The sequence below is a fragment of the Streptomyces sp. NPDC034099 genome, assembly GCF_055575415.1.
Map to the genome: position 1 here is coordinate 15770 of NZ_JBVISR010000016.1, position 17014 is coordinate 32783.

The 17014-nt window shown below is 73.1% G+C and carries 14 protein-coding genes; 4 read left to right on the top strand and 10 right to left on the bottom strand.

Going from position 1 to position 17014, the window contains the following annotated elements:
* Nucleotides 1–108: 108 nt before the first annotated feature.
* The 5 genes from ACZ56V_RS33595 to ACZ56V_RS33615 form a co-directional block, all read right to left on the bottom strand.
* Nucleotides 109–1230, bottom strand: coding sequence for a cell division initiation protein (locus tag ACZ56V_RS33595; RefSeq protein ID WP_398914782.1), 1122 nt, complete (start codon nucleotides 1228–1230; stop codon nucleotides 109–111).
* A gap of 121 nt (nucleotides 1231–1351) precedes the next feature.
* A complete protein-coding gene (gene coaD, locus ACZ56V_RS33600; RefSeq protein WP_104632564.1) occupies nucleotides 1352–1831 on the bottom strand; it encodes a pantetheine-phosphate adenylyltransferase in 480 nt (159 codons plus the stop codon).
* Between the two features lie 26 nt (nucleotides 1832–1857).
* Nucleotides 1858–2445, bottom strand: coding sequence for a 16S rRNA (guanine(966)-N(2))-methyltransferase RsmD (gene rsmD / locus ACZ56V_RS33605; RefSeq protein ID WP_356365638.1), 588 nt, complete (start codon nucleotides 2443–2445; stop codon nucleotides 1858–1860).
* Nucleotides 2446–2500: 55 nt separating this feature from the next.
* A complete protein-coding gene (recG, locus tag ACZ56V_RS33610; protein ID WP_467383596.1) occupies nucleotides 2501–4717 on the bottom strand; it encodes an ATP-dependent DNA helicase RecG in 2217 nt (738 codons plus the stop codon).
* A gap of 61 nt (nucleotides 4718–4778) precedes the next feature.
* On the bottom strand, nucleotides 4779–6473 hold the full coding sequence (locus ACZ56V_RS33615) for a DAK2 domain-containing protein (RefSeq protein ID WP_467383594.1): 1695 nt from the start codon (nucleotides 6471–6473) through the stop codon (nucleotides 4779–4781).
* Nucleotides 6474–6738: 265 nt separating this feature from the next.
* On the opposite strand from ACZ56V_RS33615, the gene rpmB reads away from it, so the two are divergent.
* The 3 genes from rpmB (at nucleotide 6739) to ACZ56V_RS33630 (ending at nucleotide 11496) form a co-directional block, all read left to right on the top strand.
* A complete protein-coding gene (rpmB, locus tag ACZ56V_RS33620) occupies nucleotides 6739–6924 on the top strand; it encodes a 50S ribosomal protein L28 (RefSeq protein ID WP_003973430.1) in 186 nt (61 codons plus the stop codon).
* A gap of 94 nt (nucleotides 6925–7018) precedes the next feature.
* Nucleotides 7019–10054, top strand: coding sequence for an ATP-binding protein (locus ACZ56V_RS33625; protein WP_468947414.1), 3036 nt, complete (start codon nucleotides 7019–7021; stop codon nucleotides 10052–10054).
* 239 nt (nucleotides 10055–10293) lie between these two features.
* Nucleotides 10294–11496 (top strand): FAD-dependent monooxygenase, encoded by a 1203-nt coding sequence (locus ACZ56V_RS33630; RefSeq protein ID WP_468947416.1) that lies wholly within the window; start codon nucleotides 10294–10296, stop codon nucleotides 11494–11496.
* On the opposite strand, the gene thiD is transcribed toward ACZ56V_RS33630, so the two are convergent.
* Nucleotides 11477–12277 (bottom strand): bifunctional hydroxymethylpyrimidine kinase/phosphomethylpyrimidine kinase, encoded by an 801-nt coding sequence (thiD, locus tag ACZ56V_RS33635; RefSeq protein ID WP_468947418.1) that lies wholly within the window; start codon nucleotides 12275–12277, stop codon nucleotides 11477–11479. The two genes, ACZ56V_RS33630 and thiD, sit on opposite strands and share 20 nt — an antisense overlap.
* Nucleotides 12274–13242: a thiamine-phosphate kinase gene (locus tag ACZ56V_RS33640; RefSeq protein ID WP_052838407.1), complete on the bottom strand. Its 969-nt coding sequence runs from the start codon at nucleotides 13240–13242 to the stop codon at nucleotides 12274–12276. Before ACZ56V_RS33640 ends, thiD begins: the two co-directional genes overlap by 4 nt.
* 227 nt (nucleotides 13243–13469) lie before the next feature.
* On the opposite strand from ACZ56V_RS33640, the gene ACZ56V_RS33645 reads away from it, so the two are divergent.
* On the top strand, nucleotides 13470–13703 hold the full coding sequence (locus tag ACZ56V_RS33645; protein WP_398914769.1) for an Lrp/AsnC family transcriptional regulator: 234 nt from the start codon (nucleotides 13470–13472) through the stop codon (nucleotides 13701–13703).
* 210 nt (nucleotides 13704–13913) lie between these two features.
* Here ACZ56V_RS33645 and ACZ56V_RS33650 read toward each other — a convergent pair whose 3' ends face one another.
* The 3 genes from ACZ56V_RS33650 to ACZ56V_RS33660 form a co-directional block, all read right to left on the bottom strand.
* Nucleotides 13914–15083: a D-alanine--D-alanine ligase family protein gene (locus ACZ56V_RS33650; RefSeq protein WP_398914767.1), complete on the bottom strand. Its 1170-nt coding sequence runs from the start codon at nucleotides 15081–15083 to the stop codon at nucleotides 13914–13916.
* A gap of 102 nt (nucleotides 15084–15185) precedes the next feature.
* Nucleotides 15186–16196: an NAD(P)H-dependent glycerol-3-phosphate dehydrogenase gene (locus ACZ56V_RS33655; RefSeq protein ID WP_468947420.1), complete on the bottom strand. Its 1011-nt coding sequence runs from the start codon at nucleotides 16194–16196 to the stop codon at nucleotides 15186–15188.
* On the bottom strand, nucleotides 16193–16999 hold the full coding sequence (locus ACZ56V_RS33660) for a lysophospholipid acyltransferase family protein (RefSeq protein WP_398914765.1): 807 nt from the start codon (nucleotides 16997–16999) through the stop codon (nucleotides 16193–16195). Before ACZ56V_RS33660 ends, ACZ56V_RS33655 begins: the two co-directional genes overlap by 4 nt.
* Nucleotides 17000–17014 lie beyond the last annotated feature (15 nt).

Consider the following 17014-nt stretch of genomic DNA (forward strand, 5'->3'; position numbering starts at 1 on the left):
CTTCGGTGTTCCCGGGCAGCGGCGATCGCGGACGTACGCGCGACCGAAGAGCCAGGATACTGGACCATTCGCTCTCGGCCCAATCCGGGCCGGGGCGCCCCCCTGCCGCTAGTGGCCGCGGCCCTGTTCGTACGCCCGCAGCTGCTCGGCGCTGATCATGCTGGTGTCGAAGAGGCTGGTCTCGTCGAGCGCCTGCGGCTGGGCCTGCGGGGCGTGCGGGGGCTGCTGCGGGGGCTGGGGCTGGGCGTAGCCCTGCTGTGCGTCGTACCCGTGCTGCCCGCCGCCGTACTGGTAGGCGTACGGGTCGGCGCCCTGCTGCTGGTAGCCGTACGGATCCTGACCGGCGTCGTAGGTCTGCTGGTAGGCCGCGTACTGATCGGGCTGCTGCGGGGCGTAGCCGTACGCCGGGTCCTGGGCCGGCATCTCGGGCACGGCCTGCGCCGGCACCTGGGCGGCGGCGGGCTGCCGCTCGCCGTACTGGGGCTGCAGGGGCTGTTCGGCGGCGGCCGGGGCCGGGGCGTCGGAGAGGCCGGCGAGGTAGTCGGCGTCGCTGGAGTGCTGGACGGTGGTCATGTCGTCCGCGAGGGCGCCCAGGTCGTCGCTGGCGATGCGGCCGTGCAGCTTCTGGCGGCCCTTGCCGACCGCGTCCAGCGTCTTGGCCAGTACGGCCTCGAAGGCGCCGAGCTTGGTGTCGACGTAGGCGTCGGCGTCGCGGCGCAGGGTCTCCGGGTCGTGGCTGCGCTCGGGGGCGTCCTCGTCCTCGTAGCCGTTCTCGTCGAGGCCGGGTCCGGTGCCGAGGAGCTTCTCGCGGCCCCGGCCGACGGAGCCGAGGGTCTTGGTGAGGACGACCTCGAAGTTGGCGAGCTTGGAGTCGACGTAGTCGTCGGCCTCGGCGCGGATCTCCTCGGCCTCCTGGCGGGCCTCGGCGAGGATCCGGTCGGCCTCGGCCTGGGAGCGGCGGGCGACCTCGGTGTCGGCGATCAGTGAGCCGCGCTCGGCGTGCGCGCTCTCGATGATCCGGTCGGCCTCCTGGCGGGCCTGCGCGACCATCTGCTCGCGGTCGCCGATCAGCTCCTGCGCCTGGGCGAGGGAACCGGGCAGTTGCGCGCGCAGCTCTTCCAGCATCGAGAGCAGTTCGGCGCGGTTGACCACGCACGAGGCCGACATGGGCATGGCGCGGGCGCCGGAGACCATCGCGGTGATCTCGTCGAGCTTGTTCTGCACGTCCACCGTGTGCTCGCCACTCTCTACAGCTGTGTTGGAGACGGACGGGACGACTGTACGACCCTGGGGTGTCCCGGGGACACCGGGTGACGGGTTGTCAGTCTCCGTGGGCTGCGCGACGGGGCGGTCAGCGGTTGCGCAGACGCTCCGTGAGGGCTTCCAGGACCAGCGGCGGCACCAGGTGGGCGACGTCGCCGCCCCAGGTCGCGACCTCCTTGACCAGGGAGGACGACAGGAAGCTGTAGGTGGGGTTGGTGGGGATGAAGAGGGTCTCCACACCGGAGAGGCCGTTGTTCATCTGGGCCATCTGCAGCTCGTAGTCGAAGTCGCTGACCGCGCGCAGGCCCTTGACGATGGCCGGGATCTCGCGCTGCTTGCAGAAGTCGACCAGCAGGCCGTGGAAGGACTCGACGCGGACGTTCCCGTACTCGGCGGTGACCTGGCGGATGAGGTCGATCCGCTCCTCGATCTCGAACAGGCCCTTCTTCGCCTGATTGATCATCACGGCGACGTAGACCTCGTCATAGAGGCTGGAGGCCCGGGCGATGATGTCGAGGTGTCCGTTGGTGATCGGGTCGAACGACCCGGGACAGACGGCACGGCGCACTTGTGTTCCCTCGCTCTCCGGTCCGGTCATCGTGCGTCTTCGCACGTAGAGGCGGCGCGACCGTACCAAAACGTTCCCTCGCCGTAGCGACGGGCCCGGATCGCTTCGAAGCCGTGCGGCCAGCGGAATTCGCCGCCCCTGGTGCTGCGCTCCACGGTGACGAGCGCTTCGGTCGCGAGCCACCCCTCCGTACGGAGTGTGAGCAGGATCTCCCGAAGATCGTCGTCCGAGACGGCGTACGGCGGGTCCAGGAAGACGACGTCGTACGGCTCGTCCGGGGCCGGGGTGCGGATGATCTGTTCCGCTTTGCCCGCCCTGACCTCGGCGCCGGGCAGACCGAGGGACTTGACATTCTCCCGGACCGTGCGGGCGGCCCGGGCGTCGGCCTCGACGAGCAGGACGTGCCCCGCGCCGCGCGAGAGCGCCTCCAGGCCGACGGCGCCGGACCCCGCGTACAGGTCGAGGACCCGCTCGCCGTCCAGCGGGCCGCCGAGCAGGGACTGCCAGGTGGAGAACAGGCCCTCGCGCGCGCGGTCAGAGGTGGGGCGGGTACCGGTCCCCGGCGGGACGGCCAGGCGACGTCCGCCGGCCTTGCCGGCGATCACGCGGGTCATTTCTGCGTCCTTGTCGGTGTACTCGGGTGGACGGACGGTGTCCGCTGCCAGTCTGTCAGCCCTTCTCCAGGTACTGCTCCCGGTCCTCGTCCAGCAGCGCCTCCAGGGCCGTGCGCAGCCCCGGCAGGCCGGTCAGCTCCGGGTCGGCGGCGACGACGGCCGCGGCCTCCTGTCTGGCCTCCGCGATGATCTCCTCGTCCTCGATGACGGCGAGGACGCGCAGGGAGGTGCGGGCGCCGGACTGGGCCTGGCCGAGGACGTCGCCCTCACGGCGCTGTTCGAGGTCGATGCGGGAGAGCTCGAAGCCGTCGCGGGTGCTCGCGACGGCGTTCAGCCGCTGTCGGGCCGCGCTCGCCTCGGGCATCTCGCTGACCAGCAGGCACAGGCCGGGGGCGGAACCGCGCCCGACCCGGCCGCGCAGCTGGTGCAGCTGGGAGACGCCGAAACGGTCGGCGTCCATGATCACCATCGCGGTGGCGTTGGGGACGTTCACGCCGACCTCGATGACGGTGGTGGCGACCAGGACGTCGGTCTCCCCGGCGGCGAAGCGGCGCATCACCGCGTCCTTGTCGTCGGGCTGCATCCTGCCGTGCAGGACCTCCACCCTGAGCCCCTGCAGCGGCCCCTTGGCCAACTGCTCGGCGACGTCGAGGACGGCGAGCGGGGGCCGTTTCCCGGCGTCGTCCTCGGGCGATGTGCGCGGCGCGGTCTTCTTCTTCGGGTCGTCGTCCTCGTCGCCGATGCGGGGGCAGACGACGTACGCCTGGTGGCCGTTCGAGACCTCCTCGCGGACCCGTTCCCAGGCGCGGGCGAGGAAGTGGGGTTTGTCGGCCGCCGGGACGACATGGCTGGCGATCGGGGACCGGCCGGCCGGGAGCTGGTCCAGGACGGAGGTCTCCAGGTCGCCGAAGACCGTCATCGCGACGGTGCGCGGGATGGGCGTGGCGGTCATGACGAGCAGGTGCGGGGGCTGCTTGCCCTTGCCGCGCAGGGCGTCGCGCTGCTCGACGCCGAAGCGGTGCTGCTCGTCTACGACGACCAGGCCGAGGTCGTGGAACTGGACCTTGTCCTCGATCAGGGCGTGGGTGCCGATGACGATGCCCGCCTCGCCGGTGGCCAGGTCGAGCAGGGCGGGCCGGCGGGCGGCGGCGCCCATGGAGCCGGTGAGCAGCACCACCTTGGTGGCGTGCTCGGCGCCGCCCAGCATCCCGCCCTCGGCCAGCTCGCCCATCATCTCGACGACCGACCGGTGGTGCTGCTGGGCGAGCACCTCGGTGGGCGCCAGCATGACGGCCTGCCCGCCCGCGTCGACGACGGCGAGCATGGCGCGCAGGGCGACCAGGGTCTTGCCGCTGCCCACCTCGCCCTGGAGCAGCCGGTGCATCGGGTGGTCGGTGGCGAGGTCGTCGAAGATCTCCCGGGAGACCCTCTGCTGGCCGTCCGTGAGGGTGAAGGGGAGGCGGTCGTCGAAGGCGGTGAGCAGGCCGTCCGGGCCGGGCTTCCTGGGAACGGCGGGAAGTTGGGTCTCGGCGTGGCGGCGGCGGGCGAGGGCGACCTGGAGGACGAAGGCCTCGTCCCACTTCAGACGGGCCCGGGCGTCCTCGATGTCCGCCTTGGTGTGCGGACGGTGGATCTTGAGGAGCGCCTCGGGCAGGGAGAGCAGGCCCCGGCCCTCGCGCAGGGAGGTTGGCAGGGGGTCGACGGCTTCCCGGGCGCTGGGCAGCACCGTCTGGATCGCCTTGGCGAGCTTCCAGGACTCCAGCTTGGCGGTGGCCGGGTAGAGCGGGATGAGGGCGCCCGCCCAGGACTCGACGGTCTCCTCGCCCTCCGTGTCACCGCGCAGCAACTCGTACGCCGGATGGGCCAGTTGCAGTCGGCGGTTGAAGACGGAGACCTTGCCGGCGAACATCGCGCGGGTGCCCGGCAGGAGTTCCTTGTGGGGCTTGTGCACGCCGTTGCCGAAGAAGACCAGTTGGAGGCGGCCGCTGCCGTCCGTGATGGTCACTTCGAGGCGCTGTCCCTTGCCGCGCGGGGCCTTCGAGGAGGCGAAGGTGTGCAGCCGGGCGTCGGCGACCTGGGCGACCACGGTGACGTGCTCGTCCATGGGCAGGTCGGCGAGGTGGGTGAGCTGACCGCGCTCCTCGTATCTCCGGGGGTAGTGGTGGAGGAGGTCGCCGACGGTGTGCAGGCCGAGGTGCTCGGCCATCACCTTCGCGGTGGCGGGGCCGAGCACCTTCTTCAGGGGTTCTTGCAGTGCGGGCACGAGATCCATTGCACACCACGTCACTGACAACGGCCCAGGGGAGCGCCGTACCGGTCTCCCGGCGTTCCGCCTACTCCACGCCGACGAGCAGCAGGGCGCCCTGCCGGCCGCCCCGGTAGACCACCGTGTCGACGGCGAGGTAGGCCTCCCGGACCCGGGCTTCCAGCTGGTCGGCGACGGCCGGGGGCGCCTCGTCGCCGAGGACCAGGGTGACCAGCTCGCCGCCGGCCGACAGCATGCGGTCCAGGACGGTCGCGGCGACCTGGGAGACATCCGCGCCGATCACGGCCACGTCGCCGTCGATGAGGCCGAGCACGTCACCGGCCTGGCAGATGCCGGCCGTGGTCCAGGACTGGCGTTCGGCGACGGTGACCTCGGCGTGGCGGGTGGCGCCGGCCGCCGAGGTCATCGCCACCACGTCCTCGTCGAAGCGGCGCTCGGGCTCGTGCACGGCGAGCGCGGCGATGCCCTGGACGGCGGAGCGGGTCGGGATGAGGGCGACGCGGACGCCCTCGGTGCGGGCCTGCTCGGCCGCCGCGGCCGCGGTGTGGCGCAGCTCGGCGTCGTTGGGCAGCAGCACCACCTCGCGCGCGTGGGCCCGCCGCACGGCCTGGACCAGCTCACCGCTCGCGGGCGGCTCCCCGGGGCGGGCGAGGAGGGTGGTCGCGCCGGCCTCGGCGTACAGCGCCGCCAGCCCTTCCCCCGGTACGACGGCCACCACGGCGCGCTGGGTGCGCTCCCGCGGCGGGCGCTCGGTCCCGGTGGTGTGCGCGTCGCCGTACCCGAAGTGGGTGATGCGGATCCGGTACGGCCGCCCGGCCTCGACGCCCGCCTCCACGGCGGCGCCGGCATCGTCGACGTGCACGTGGACGTTCCACAGTCCGTCGCCGCCGACCACGACGAGCGAGTCCCCGAGGGCGTCGAGCCGCTGCCGCAGGCGGGCCACGGCCGGGTCATCGGCCTCCAGGAGGTAGATCACCTCGAAGGCGGGACCGTTCTCGTCCTCGTCGGCGGGGTGCTCCTCCCGCGCGGCGTGCTCCACGCGCGCGTGCGGCGCCGCGACCGGACCCGGCGACCGGCCCGTGAACGTCTCCACCAGGGCCGCGAGGACCGTCACCAGTCCGTGCCCGCCCGCGTCGACCACTCCGGCGCGCTCCAGGACGGGCAGCTGGTCCGGGGTGGCGGCGAGCGCCGCGCGGGCACCCTCGTAGGCGGCGCGAGCCACCTCGGCGCAGTCGCCCTCGGCTCCGTCGGCCGCGTCCGCGGCGGCCGAGGCGACGGTCAGGACGGTGCCCTCGACCGGGTGGGCCACGGCCTGCCGGGCGGAGGCGGCCGCGTGCCGCAGGGCCAGCCGCAGTCCGGGGCCTTCGGTGTGGGCGGAGTCACCCCGCGCGGCGAGCACCTGGGCCATGCCGCGCAGCAGTTGCGCGAGGATGGTGCCGGAATTGCCCCGCGCGCCGATCAGCGCGCCGTGTGCCATGGCGCCCACGGCGTCGGCCAGCGAGGGCCCGTCGTACGCGTCCAGGGGCGCCTTGCCCGCGTCCCGGGGGCCCTCGTCCACCTCGTGCGCCGCGAAGACGGCCTCGACGGCGGCGACGGCGGACTCGACGGTCAGGTAGAGGTTCGTGCCGGTGTCCCCGTCGGCGACGGGATAGACGTTGATCGCGTCGATCTCCTCGCGCGCCCGTCCCAGCGCGCGCAGCGACAGACCGCACCAGGTACGCACCGCCAGAGCGTCGAAGAACCTCTGCGGTACCTGCGCCACCTGCGCCTCCCTGAGCTGCGGACGTGGCTGGCAGCGTAGACCTTGGGACCCGGCCCGTCGGAAGAGGGCCGGGACGAGCCCCTGAGCTGCCGTGGTAGTTTCGTTGTACGGGAGCAGCCGTTGTATGCTGCTCCGGTTGCCCGATCCCGATCGGGCTCTCCCCCTGGCACCGCCACTCAGATCCCGGACCGTTCGCGACTCCGAGAGCTTGATCCCGGCATGCCGGGATCAACCGTAAGTGCATCTGAAGTCTTTGGAGTGACCCGTGGCTGCCAACTGCGACGTCTGCGGCAAGGGGCCGGGCTTCGGCAACAACATCTCGCACTCGCACCGCCGTACGTCCCGTCGCTGGAACCCGAACATCCAGCGTGTGCGTACCGTGGTGAGCGGGACGCCGAAGCGCGTGAACGCTTGCACCTCGTGCATCAAGGCCGGCAAGGTCTCGCGCTGACGCATCAGCTGAGCGCGCGGCCACTGCCTGGTCCGCTGCATGGAGCCGGTCCACCTCGTGTGGGCCGGCTTTTTGCCGTGCCAGAATTCCGGGAATGCGCTTCGGGATTCTCGGCCCCCTGGACATCCGCACCGACGACGGCACCCCCGTCGACCCCGGCGGTCCCCGGCCCCGAGCGCTGCTGACGCTCCTGCTCCTCGACGCCGGCCGCACGGTCCCCGCGGCCCGGCTGATCGACGGCCTGTACGGCACCGAGCCGCCCGCCGGTGCCGCGAACGCCCTCCAGTCGCAGATCTCGCGCCTTCGCGGGCGGCTGGCCCCGCACATACCCGTCGAGGGCGGCGGCGCGGGATACCGCATCGTCACGCCGCCCGCGTCCGTCGACAGTCACGTATTCGAACGTCTGTGCAATCAGGGGCGCGCCGCTCTCGCCGCCGGTGACCACGCGCGCGCGGCGGCCGGGTTGCGTGAGGCGCTCGCGCTGTGGCGCGGTCCCGCGCTGCCCGACCTGCCGGAGGCGCCCGCCGAGGCGGCCCGGCTCACGGAGCTGCGGCTGACCGCCGTACAGGACCGGGTCGAGGCGGATCTGGCGCTCGGGGGTGGCGCCGAGCTGGTGCCCGAGCTGCGGGGACTGCTGTCCGCGCATCCCTTGAGCGAGCGGCTGTACGGGCAGCTGATGCGGGCCCTGCACGCGGGCGGGCGGTCCGCCGAGGCGCTGACCGTGTACGAGGAGGCGCGGCGCACGCTGGCCGAGCAGCTCGGCACCGACCCCTCGCCCGAGCTGTCCGCCCTCCACGGTGAACTGCTGCGGGGCCACACCGCCGCCCCGCGCCGGCCCCGGCTGCCGGCCCAGCTGACCCGCTGTGTCGGCCGGGACGCGGAGCTGGACCGCATCACCGCCCTGTTCGCCGACGCGCGCCTGGTCACGCTCACCGGCCCCGGCGGCACCGGCAAGACCCGGCTCGCGATCGAGGCGGCGAGCCGGTGCGAGACGTCGGTCTCCCCGGCGGACGTCTGCTTCGTCGAGCTGGCGCCCCTGACCGACGGCGGGCAGATCCCGTACGCCGTGCTCACCGCGCTCGGTGTGCGCGAGGGCTTCCGCACCGCGGGCGTGGACGCCACCGAGCGGCTGCTGACCGCCCTGGAGGGCCGCGAGGCGCTGCTCGTGCTCGACAACTGCGAGCACCTGGTCGACGCCGCCGCCGCACTGGCGGCACTGCTGCTGGGCACCTGCCGGGGCGTACGGATCCTCGCCACCAGCCGGGAGAGCCTCGGGATCACCGGCGAGACCCTGGTGCCGGTTCCGCCGCTGTCGCCGCGCCCGTCGGTCGAGCTGTTCCTGGAACGCGCCCGCGCGGTGCGCCCCGGTTTCGACGGCCACACGCGCGTGCCGGAGATCTGCGCGGGCCTGGACGGGCTGCCCCTGGCCATCGAGCTGGCCGCGGCCCGGCTGCGCACCCTCGGCCCGGACGAGCTGGCCGACCGCCTGGACGACCGCTTCCGTCTGCTCAGCCGGGGCGACCGTTCCAAGGCGCCCCGCCACCGCACGCTGCGCGCCGTCGTCGAGTGGAGCTGGGAGCTGCTGGACGAGGAGGAGCGGGAGCTGGCCCGGCGGTTCACGGTGTTCACCGGGGGCGCCACGCTGGAGGCCGTGGAGGCGGTGTGCGGGGTGCCGCACCCGGAGGACCTGCTGGCCTCGCTGGTGGAGAAGTCGCTCCTGGAGCACCTGCCCGAGGGCCGCTACCGGATGCTGGAGACCCTCCGCGCGTTCGCGGCCGAGGGCCTGACCGGCCGCGCCGGACTGCGCGACGCGCACGCGGCGTACTTCCTGGACCTGGCCGAGCGGGCGGAGCCGCACCTGCGCACCGGCGGCCAACTGCCCTGGCTGGCCCGGCTCGCCGCCGAGCTGGGCAATCTGGACGCGGCCCAGCGGCACCTCACGGAGACCGACCCGCGCGAGGCCCTGCGGCTCATGGCCGCGCTGACCTGGTTCCGCCGGCTGCGCGGCCTGCACGGCGAACAGGTGCCGCGGGCCCGCGCGCTGCTCGCAGCGGTCGGCGAGGAGCCGCCCGAGGGACTGGCCGAGGAGTACGCGCTGTGCGCCATGAACACGGTCTCCTGGGACGGGGACGGGAACGGTGATCCGGCCGGGACCGGGCGGGTCGCGCGGGTGTCGGCGCTGATGGAGTCGCTGGACCGGCCGCTGCGGCTGCCGTTCGCGGTCGTCCTGCACTCCCTCACCTGCGGGCCCGTACTCGTGGCGGACGCCGTGCCGAGGGTCCAGGTCGGGAAGGCCCCCTGGGGGCTGGCCCTGCTCGACATGGGTATCGGCTACCAGGAGCTGTTCGCCGGCCGGGCGGCCGGGGCGGAGGCCGCCTTCGCCCGCTCCCTGGAGGGGTTCCGCGCCACCGGTGACCGTTGGGGCATGGCCAACTGCCTCGACCCGCTGGGCGGTTTCGCCAACCGGCGCGGCGCGTACGACCGGGCCCTCGAACTGCTCGACGAGGGCCTGGCACACGTGCGGGAGCTGGAGGCGCCCGAGGAGACCGCCGACCTGCTGCGCTCGCGCGGGCTCGTGCTGCTGCACCGGGGCGAGACCGAGCAGGCCGCCACGCACTTCACGCACTCCGCGGCCCTCGCCCGCACGGCCGGGGCCGGTGACAAGGTGGCGAGCGCCCGGCGGGGCCTGGGCGACGTGGCCCGGCTCTCCGGCGACACGGCACGCGCGCGCGCGGAGTACGAGGACGCGTTGCGGCTGTGCGCCGACAACTGGTTCAGCACCGGCGAGTCGGTCCGCATCCTGGTGGGCCTGGGCCGCACGGCCGCCGCGGAGGGCGACGCGGAGACCGCCGCCGACTGGCTGGAGCAGGCCCGGGTGCTCGCCCGCGACTCCCCCGACGTGCTCGCCCTGGCGGAGGTCGCCGAGTCCCTGGCCGTCGTCGCACCGGCCCCGGAGCGCGCCGCCGAACTCCTCGGCGCCGCCACGGGTCTGCGCGGCGCCCCGGCCCCCGGCGACCCGGACGCCGCCCGCGCCGAGCGGCACGTCCGCGCCCGGCTCACCCCCGAGGCGTACGACCGCGCCTTCGAGCGCGGACGGGGCCTGCGTGCGGCGGCGATGGGCGAACGGTAGACGGCGGTGGGCGAGGGGCAGGCGGCGACCACCCCCGGAACACACCCGTCAGGTCCTCGCGCGGCTCCCCGAGCCGACTCCGGCGGCCCGCCACACGCACCGGGGGAACACCGCCCGCGGCCTCGGGGACGACACCCCCGCCCCCCGGCCCACCCCTGCGGCCGTGCGGTCAGCCGCCGTCAGTCCCCGGTAGGCGGACGGTGGGCCAACGGTAAGCGGTGCCGCCGAGGCTCTGTGCCATGACGCATACACACCGCCTCGGCCACCTCACCGTCCTCGTCTCCGGCGCCGGCGTCGCCGGGCCCGCCCTCGCCCTCTGCCTCGCTCGGTACGGTGCCCGGGTCACCGTCGTGGAGAAGGCACCCGCACTGCGCGGGGACGGCTTCGCCGTCGACTTCCGGGGCCAGGTGCACCGGAGAGTGCTCACCGCCATGGGAATCTGGGACGAGATCCACGCCCGCCAGACCCACATGGGCCGCCAGAGCGTCGTCGACGCCGACGGCACGCCGCGCGTGGACCTGCCCCCCGAGATGATGAGCGGGGACGTCGAGATCCTCCGCGGCGAACTGGCGAGGATCCTCCACGAACGCACCGAGGACACCGTCGAGTACGCCTTCGGCGACTCGGTCGACACGCTCACCGACACCGGGGACGGAGTCGACGTCACCTTCGAGCACGCCGCGCCCCGCCGCTTCGACCTCGTCGTCGGCGCCGACGGCCTGCACTCGCGCACCCGCCGCCTGGTCTTCGGCGACGAGTCCCGGTACCTGCGCTTCCAGGACCACTACGTGGCCGGCTTCGGCGTCCCCAACCACCTGGGCCTCGACCGCACCGGCCGCCTGTACAGCGAGCCGGGCCGCGCGGTCTGCGTCGGCAACTACGACGGGGACCCGGAGCGCGCGGGCGCCCTCCTGGTGTTCCGCTCGGAGCCGTTGGCGTACGACCGTGGGGACGTGGCCGCGCAGAAGCGGATCCTGCGGGAGCGGTTCACGGGGATGGGCTGGGAGGCGCCGAGCGTGCTGAAGGCGCTGGAGGACGCCGACGACCTGTACTTCGACGCGATCGCGCAGATCCACGTCGACCGGCTCACCCAGGGGCGCGTCGCGCTGCTCGGCGACGCCGGGTACGGCGCCACCATGGGCGGCATGGGCACGGGCGTCGCGATCGTCGGCGCCCATGTCCTCGCCGGGGAACTCGCCCTGGCCGGTGGCGACCACCGCACCGCGTTCGCCGAGTACGAGACGCGGATCCGGGACTTCGCCAAGGGCTGCCAGAAGATCTCCGGCAACGCGGGCCCGTTCTTCGCCCCGCCCACCGAGCGCCGTATCCGCAGCCGCGACCGCATGTACCGGCTGCTCAGCCACCGCCTGATGGCGGGCTTCTTCAAGCGGCTGACGGAGAAGGCGGCCACCGGCATCGAACTCAGAGAGTATCCCGCCTGAGGGCCCAGCCGTGGTCCACCGGCCCGATCCCGCCGCCGAGCGGGAACCCGGCCGCGATCGCCCCGGTGACGTACTCCTTGGCCGCGCTCACCGCCTCCGGCACCGACTGCCCCTTCGCCAGCCCGCACGCCACGGCCGAGGCGAGGGTGCAGCCGGTGCCGTGCGTGTGGCGGTTGTCGAGGCGGGGTGCGCGCAGCCAGTGCTCCTCGGAGCCGTCGGTGAGCAGGTCGACGGCGTCACCGGCCAGGTGGCCGCCCTTGATCAGCGCCCAGCGCGGGCCGTACTGCAGCACGGCGGCCGCGGCCCGGCGCAGGTCGGTGTCGGACTCGACGCGTACGCCGGTGAGTTGGGCTACCTCGTCGAGGTTGGGCGTGGCGACGGTGGCGGCCGGGAGGAGCCTGGTGCGGACCGACTCCAGGGCCGAGGCTGCGAGCAGCGCGTCCCCGTGCTTGGAGACGCCGACCGGGTCGACGACCGCCGGGGCGTCGGTGCCGGCGAGCAACTCGGCGACGGTCTCGACGAGTTCGGCGGAGGAGAGCATCCCGGTCTTGACCGCCTGTACGCCGATGTCGTCCACGACGCTGCGGTACTGGGCGCGCACCGCGTCCACCGGCAGTTCCCAGGCGCCCTGCACGCCGCGGGAGTTCTGCGCGGTGACCGCGGTGAGGACGCTCATGCCGTGGGTGCCGAGGGCGAGCATCGTCTTCAGGTCGGCCTGGATGCCGGCGCCGCCGCCGGAGTCGGAGCCCGCCACGGTGAGGACCAGGGGCGGTGCGGTCACGACTCCACGTCCCCGCCGAAGTGGTCCCAGCCGCCCTTGCTGGTCCACGGTGCCCCGTCCACGGTCACCTGGGGCAGCGCGGAGGGGTTGAGGACCTCGCCGATGACCTTCCAGCGGGCGGGCAGCTTCACGTCCGGCGGGAAGGTCGCCACGATCGCGTGGTCCTCGCCCCCGGTGAGCACCCACTGCATGGGGTCGACGCCGACGGCCTGCCCGATGTCGTTCATCTGGGAGGGGATGTCGATCTGCCCGGAGCGCACGTCGATCCTGACCTTGCTGGCCTCGGCGATGTGTCCCAGGTCGGCGATCAGTCCGTCGCTCACGTCGCACATGGCGGTGGCGCCCAGGCCCGCGGCGGCCGGACCCGCGTGGTACGGCGGTTCGGGGCGGCGGTGGGCCTCGACGAAGGCGCGCGGCGAGCGGAAGCCGCGGGACAGGACGGCGAACCCGGCGGCGGACCAGCCCAGCCAGCCGGTCACCGCGACGAGGTCGCCGGGCTGGGCGCCGCCCCGGGTGACGGGCTCCTGGTTGCGCAGGTCACCGAGGGCGGTGATGGACACGGTGATGGTGTCGCCGCGCACCACGTCGCCGCCGACCACGGAGGCGCCCGCGACCTGGCACTCGTCGCGCAGCCCGTCCATCAGCTCGGTCGGCCAGGTCACCGGCAGTTCGGCGGGCACGACCAGGCCGAGCAGCAGCGCGGTCGGCACGGCGCCCATGGCGGCGATGTCGGCCAGGTTCTGCGCCGCCGCCTTGCGGCCCACGTCGTACGCGGTGGACCAGTCCCGGCGGAAGTGCCGCCCCTCGACGAGGATGTCGGTGCTGGCCACCACCCTGCGGTCGGGCGCGGCCACCACCGCGGCGTCGTCGCCGGGGCCGACCCGGACCGCGGGGGTGGTGGTGAGACGGGAGGTGAGCTCCCTGATGAGCCCGAACTCCCCCAGCTCACCAACAGTGCCCTTCATCGCCTTGGCTCCCCTTCCGTCCCTGTCCGTGCCCGGTCGCGCGTCATCTCTGTCCTCGTTACCGTCGAAAGGACCGTCGCCACGGTCGGCGTGATCGTCAACTCGTGTTGCTCAGGCACCCCGACGCGCGAGGTCCGGGGCCCGCGGGTCTCCCCGCGGAGAGCGGCTACGCGATACCGTGGCGTTCCTTTTCCCCACATGATCCTCGTGGCCGCTCTGGAGGTTCCGTGGTACAGGCGTACATCCTGATCCAGACGGAGGTCGGCAAGGCGTCGACCGTCGCCGAGACGATCAGCAAGTTCCCTGGAGTGATCCAGGCCGAGGACGTGACAGGACCCTACGACGTCATTGTCCGCGCCCAGTCCGACACCGTCGACGAACTGGGTCGCATGGTGGTCGCCAAGGTCCAGCAGGTGGACGGCATCACGCGCACCCTGACCTGTCCGGTCGTCCATCTCTAGCCCCTCTCCGCCCACTCGCCGCCTGCTGTGCGGTCCGCTCGCTCTCGCCCTGTTGATCGCCACAGCGGGCTGCTCCTCAGCAGACGACTGCGATTCGGCGGCGGTTCCCGGACCGGACGGGAAACCCGCTGATCATACTGCGAGAAGGCGACCCCCGAGGGGATCGCCTTCTCGGCCGTGCACGGCGCGGGTGCGGCGGGGCGGAAGGCGTCAGCGCAGTCCCGTGGACCGCCGCAGTGCCGCCTGGACCAGCCGGTCCACCAGCTCCGGGTAGCTCACGCCGCTCGCCTGCCACATCTGCGGGTACATGGAGATCGGCGTGAAGCCGGGCATGGTGTTGATCTCGTTGATCACGAACTCGTCGTCCTCGGTGAGGAAGAAGTCCGCGCGCACCAGCCCCTCGCAGGAGGCCGCGTCGAACGCCGCCACGGCGAGGCGCTGGACCTCGGCGGTCTCCTCGGCCGTGAGCGGGGCCGGCACGATGCCGGGGGTCGAGTCGATGTACTTGGCCTCGAAGTCGTAGTACGCGTGCTGCGAGGGCGGCGGGATCTCCGCGGGGACGGACGCCCGGGGCCCGTCCTCGAACTCCAGCACCCCGCACTCGATCTCCCGGCCCCGCAGCGCCGCCTCGACCAGGATCTTCGGGTCGTGCCGCCGGGCCTCCTCGATCGCCTCGTCCAGCCCCGCGAGGTCGTCGACCTTGGTGATGCCGATCGAGGAACCCGCGCGCGCGGGCTTCACGAACAGCGGCCAGCCGTGCTCGCCGGCGAAGTCAACGATCTTCCCGCGGGCGCCGGAACGGTCCTGCTCCCACTCGCGGGGCCGGATCACCACGTACGGGCCGACCTTCAGCCCGTAGGAGGTGAAGACCGCCTTCATGTACTCCTTGTCCTGGCCGACGGCGGAGGCGAGCACGCCCGCGCCGACGTAGGGCACCCCGGACAGCTCCAGCAGGCCCTGGAGGGTGCCGTCCTCGCCGTAGGGGCCGTGCAGCACGGGGAAGACGACGTCGACCTCGCCCAGCGCCTTGGGCACCGAGCCCGGTTCGCTGTAGACGACCTCACGGCTCGCGGGGTCGACGGGCAGCAGCACGCCGCCCTCGGTCGACTCGGCCAGTTCCTCGACGTCGGGCGTACGGCGTTCGGTGATCGCCATGCGTTCCGGTTCGTCGGCGGTGAGGGCCCAGCGGCCGTCCCTGGTGATGCCGATCGGCAGGACGTCGTAGCGCGTCCGGTCGATGGCCGCGAGGACGGCGCCGGCGGTGACCACGGAGATCCCGTGTTCGGAGCTGCGCCCGCCGAACACGACGGCCACACGCGGCTTGCGGGGCGGCCGCTTGGGGCTCTGCTCGGGGCTCTGGGGGAGGTTCTCGGTGCTCATATCGCGTCGAGAGTACCCGCCCGCGGTGCGGTGAGACAGCGTCGGCGGGCCGCGTGGCGCGCGGGTTCCGCTCCTCACCCGGGGGGCCTCGCCCGGCGTCGCTCAGCGTCGTTCGGGCTTCGCGCTGCGCGACATCAGTTCCTTCACGGCGACCACCGGGGACTTGCCCTCGTGCACGATGGCGACGACGGTCTCGGTGATCGGCATGTCGACGCCGTGCCTGCGGGCCAGGTCCAGCACCGACTCACAGGACTTGACGCCCTCGGCGGTCTGCTTGGTGACCGCGATGGTCTCCTCCAGGGTCATGCCCTTGCCGAGGTTGGTGCCGAAGGTGTGGTTGCGGGACAGCGGCGAGGAGCAGGTCGCCACCAGGTCGCCGAGCCCGGCCAGGCCGGAGAAGGTCAGCGGGTCGGCGCCGAGGGCGATTCCCAGGCGGGTGGTCTCGGCGAGGCCGCGGGTGATGAGGGAGCCCTTGGCGTTGTCGCCGAGGCCCATGCCGTCCGCGATGCCGACGGCGAGACCGATCACGTTCTTCACGGCGCCGCCCAGTTCGCAGCCGACGACGTCGGTGTTGGTGTAGGGGCGGAAGTAGGGCGTGTGGCAGGCGGTCTGGAGGCGCTGGGCGACGGACTCGTCGGGGCAGGCGACCACGGCGGCGGCCGGCATGCGGGCGGCGATCTCCCGGGCCAGGTTGGGTCCGGTGACCACCGCGATGCGTTCGGCACCGACCTTGGCGACGTCTGCGATCACCTCGCTCATCCGCATCGCGGAGCCGAGTTCGACGCCCTTCATCAGCGAGACCAGGACGGTGCCGGGCGCCAGCAGCGGCGTCCAGTCCGCGAGGCCCGCGCGCAGCGTCTGGGAGGGGACGGCGAGGACGGTGAAGTCGGCGTCCCGCGCGGCCTCGGCGGCGTCGGTGGTGGCGCGCAGGTTCTCGGGCAGCTCCACGCCGGGCAGGTAGTCCGGGTTGGTGCGGGTGGAGTTGACGGCGTCGGCGAGTGCGGCGCGGCGCCCCCACAGGGTGACCTCGCAGCCCGCGTCGGCGAGAACCGTGCCGAAGGCGGTGCCCCAGGATCCGGTGCCGAAGACGGCCGCCTTGACCGGCTTGCTCACGTGCTCTGCCCTTCTGCCTGCGGTCCCTGGGTCCGTGTCCGGGTCGGCGTCGACTGCGCCGACCGCGACTGCGCCTGTGTGCGGCGCCGCTGCTCGATCCGCTCGCGGCGCGGGTCGTAGGGGGTGTCGGGCGCCTTCTCGCCGCGGATCTCCTCCAGCTGGCGGGTGACGGCGGCCATGATGACCTCGGTGGCCTCCTTCAGGAGTTCCGTGGTCATCTCCTTGCCGTAGAACCGCGTCAGGTCGACCGGCGGACCGGCCAGCACCTGGTGGGTCTTGCGCGGCAGGAGGTTCGGCTTCTTGGCGTACGGCGGCAGCAGCTCGTTGCAGCCCCACTGGGCGACCGGGATCACCGGGCACTTGGTCTGCAGGGCGACGCGCGCGGCACCGGTCTTGGCGGTCATCGGCCAGCCGTCGGGGTCGCGGGTGAGGGTGCCCTCGGGGTAGAACGCGACGCACTCGCCGCGCTCCACGGCGTCGATCGCGGCCCGGTAGGCGCTCAGCGCGTCGGTGCTCTCGCGGTAGACGGGGATCTGTCCGGTCCCCCGCATCGCGGCGCCGACGAAGCCCTTCTTGAAAAGGCCGCTCTTCGCCAGGAATCGCGGGACGCGTCCGGTGTTGTACTGGTAGTGCGCGTACGCGAAGGGGTCGACGTGCGAATTGTGGTTCACGGCGGTGATAAATCCGCCCTCGGCCGGAATGTTCTCCATTCCCCGCCAGTCCCGCTTGATCAGAACCACCAGCGGCGGTTTGCAGATCACCGCGGCCAAGCGGTACCAGAAGCCGATTCTGCGGCGGGGCACGCGGACACCTTTCCT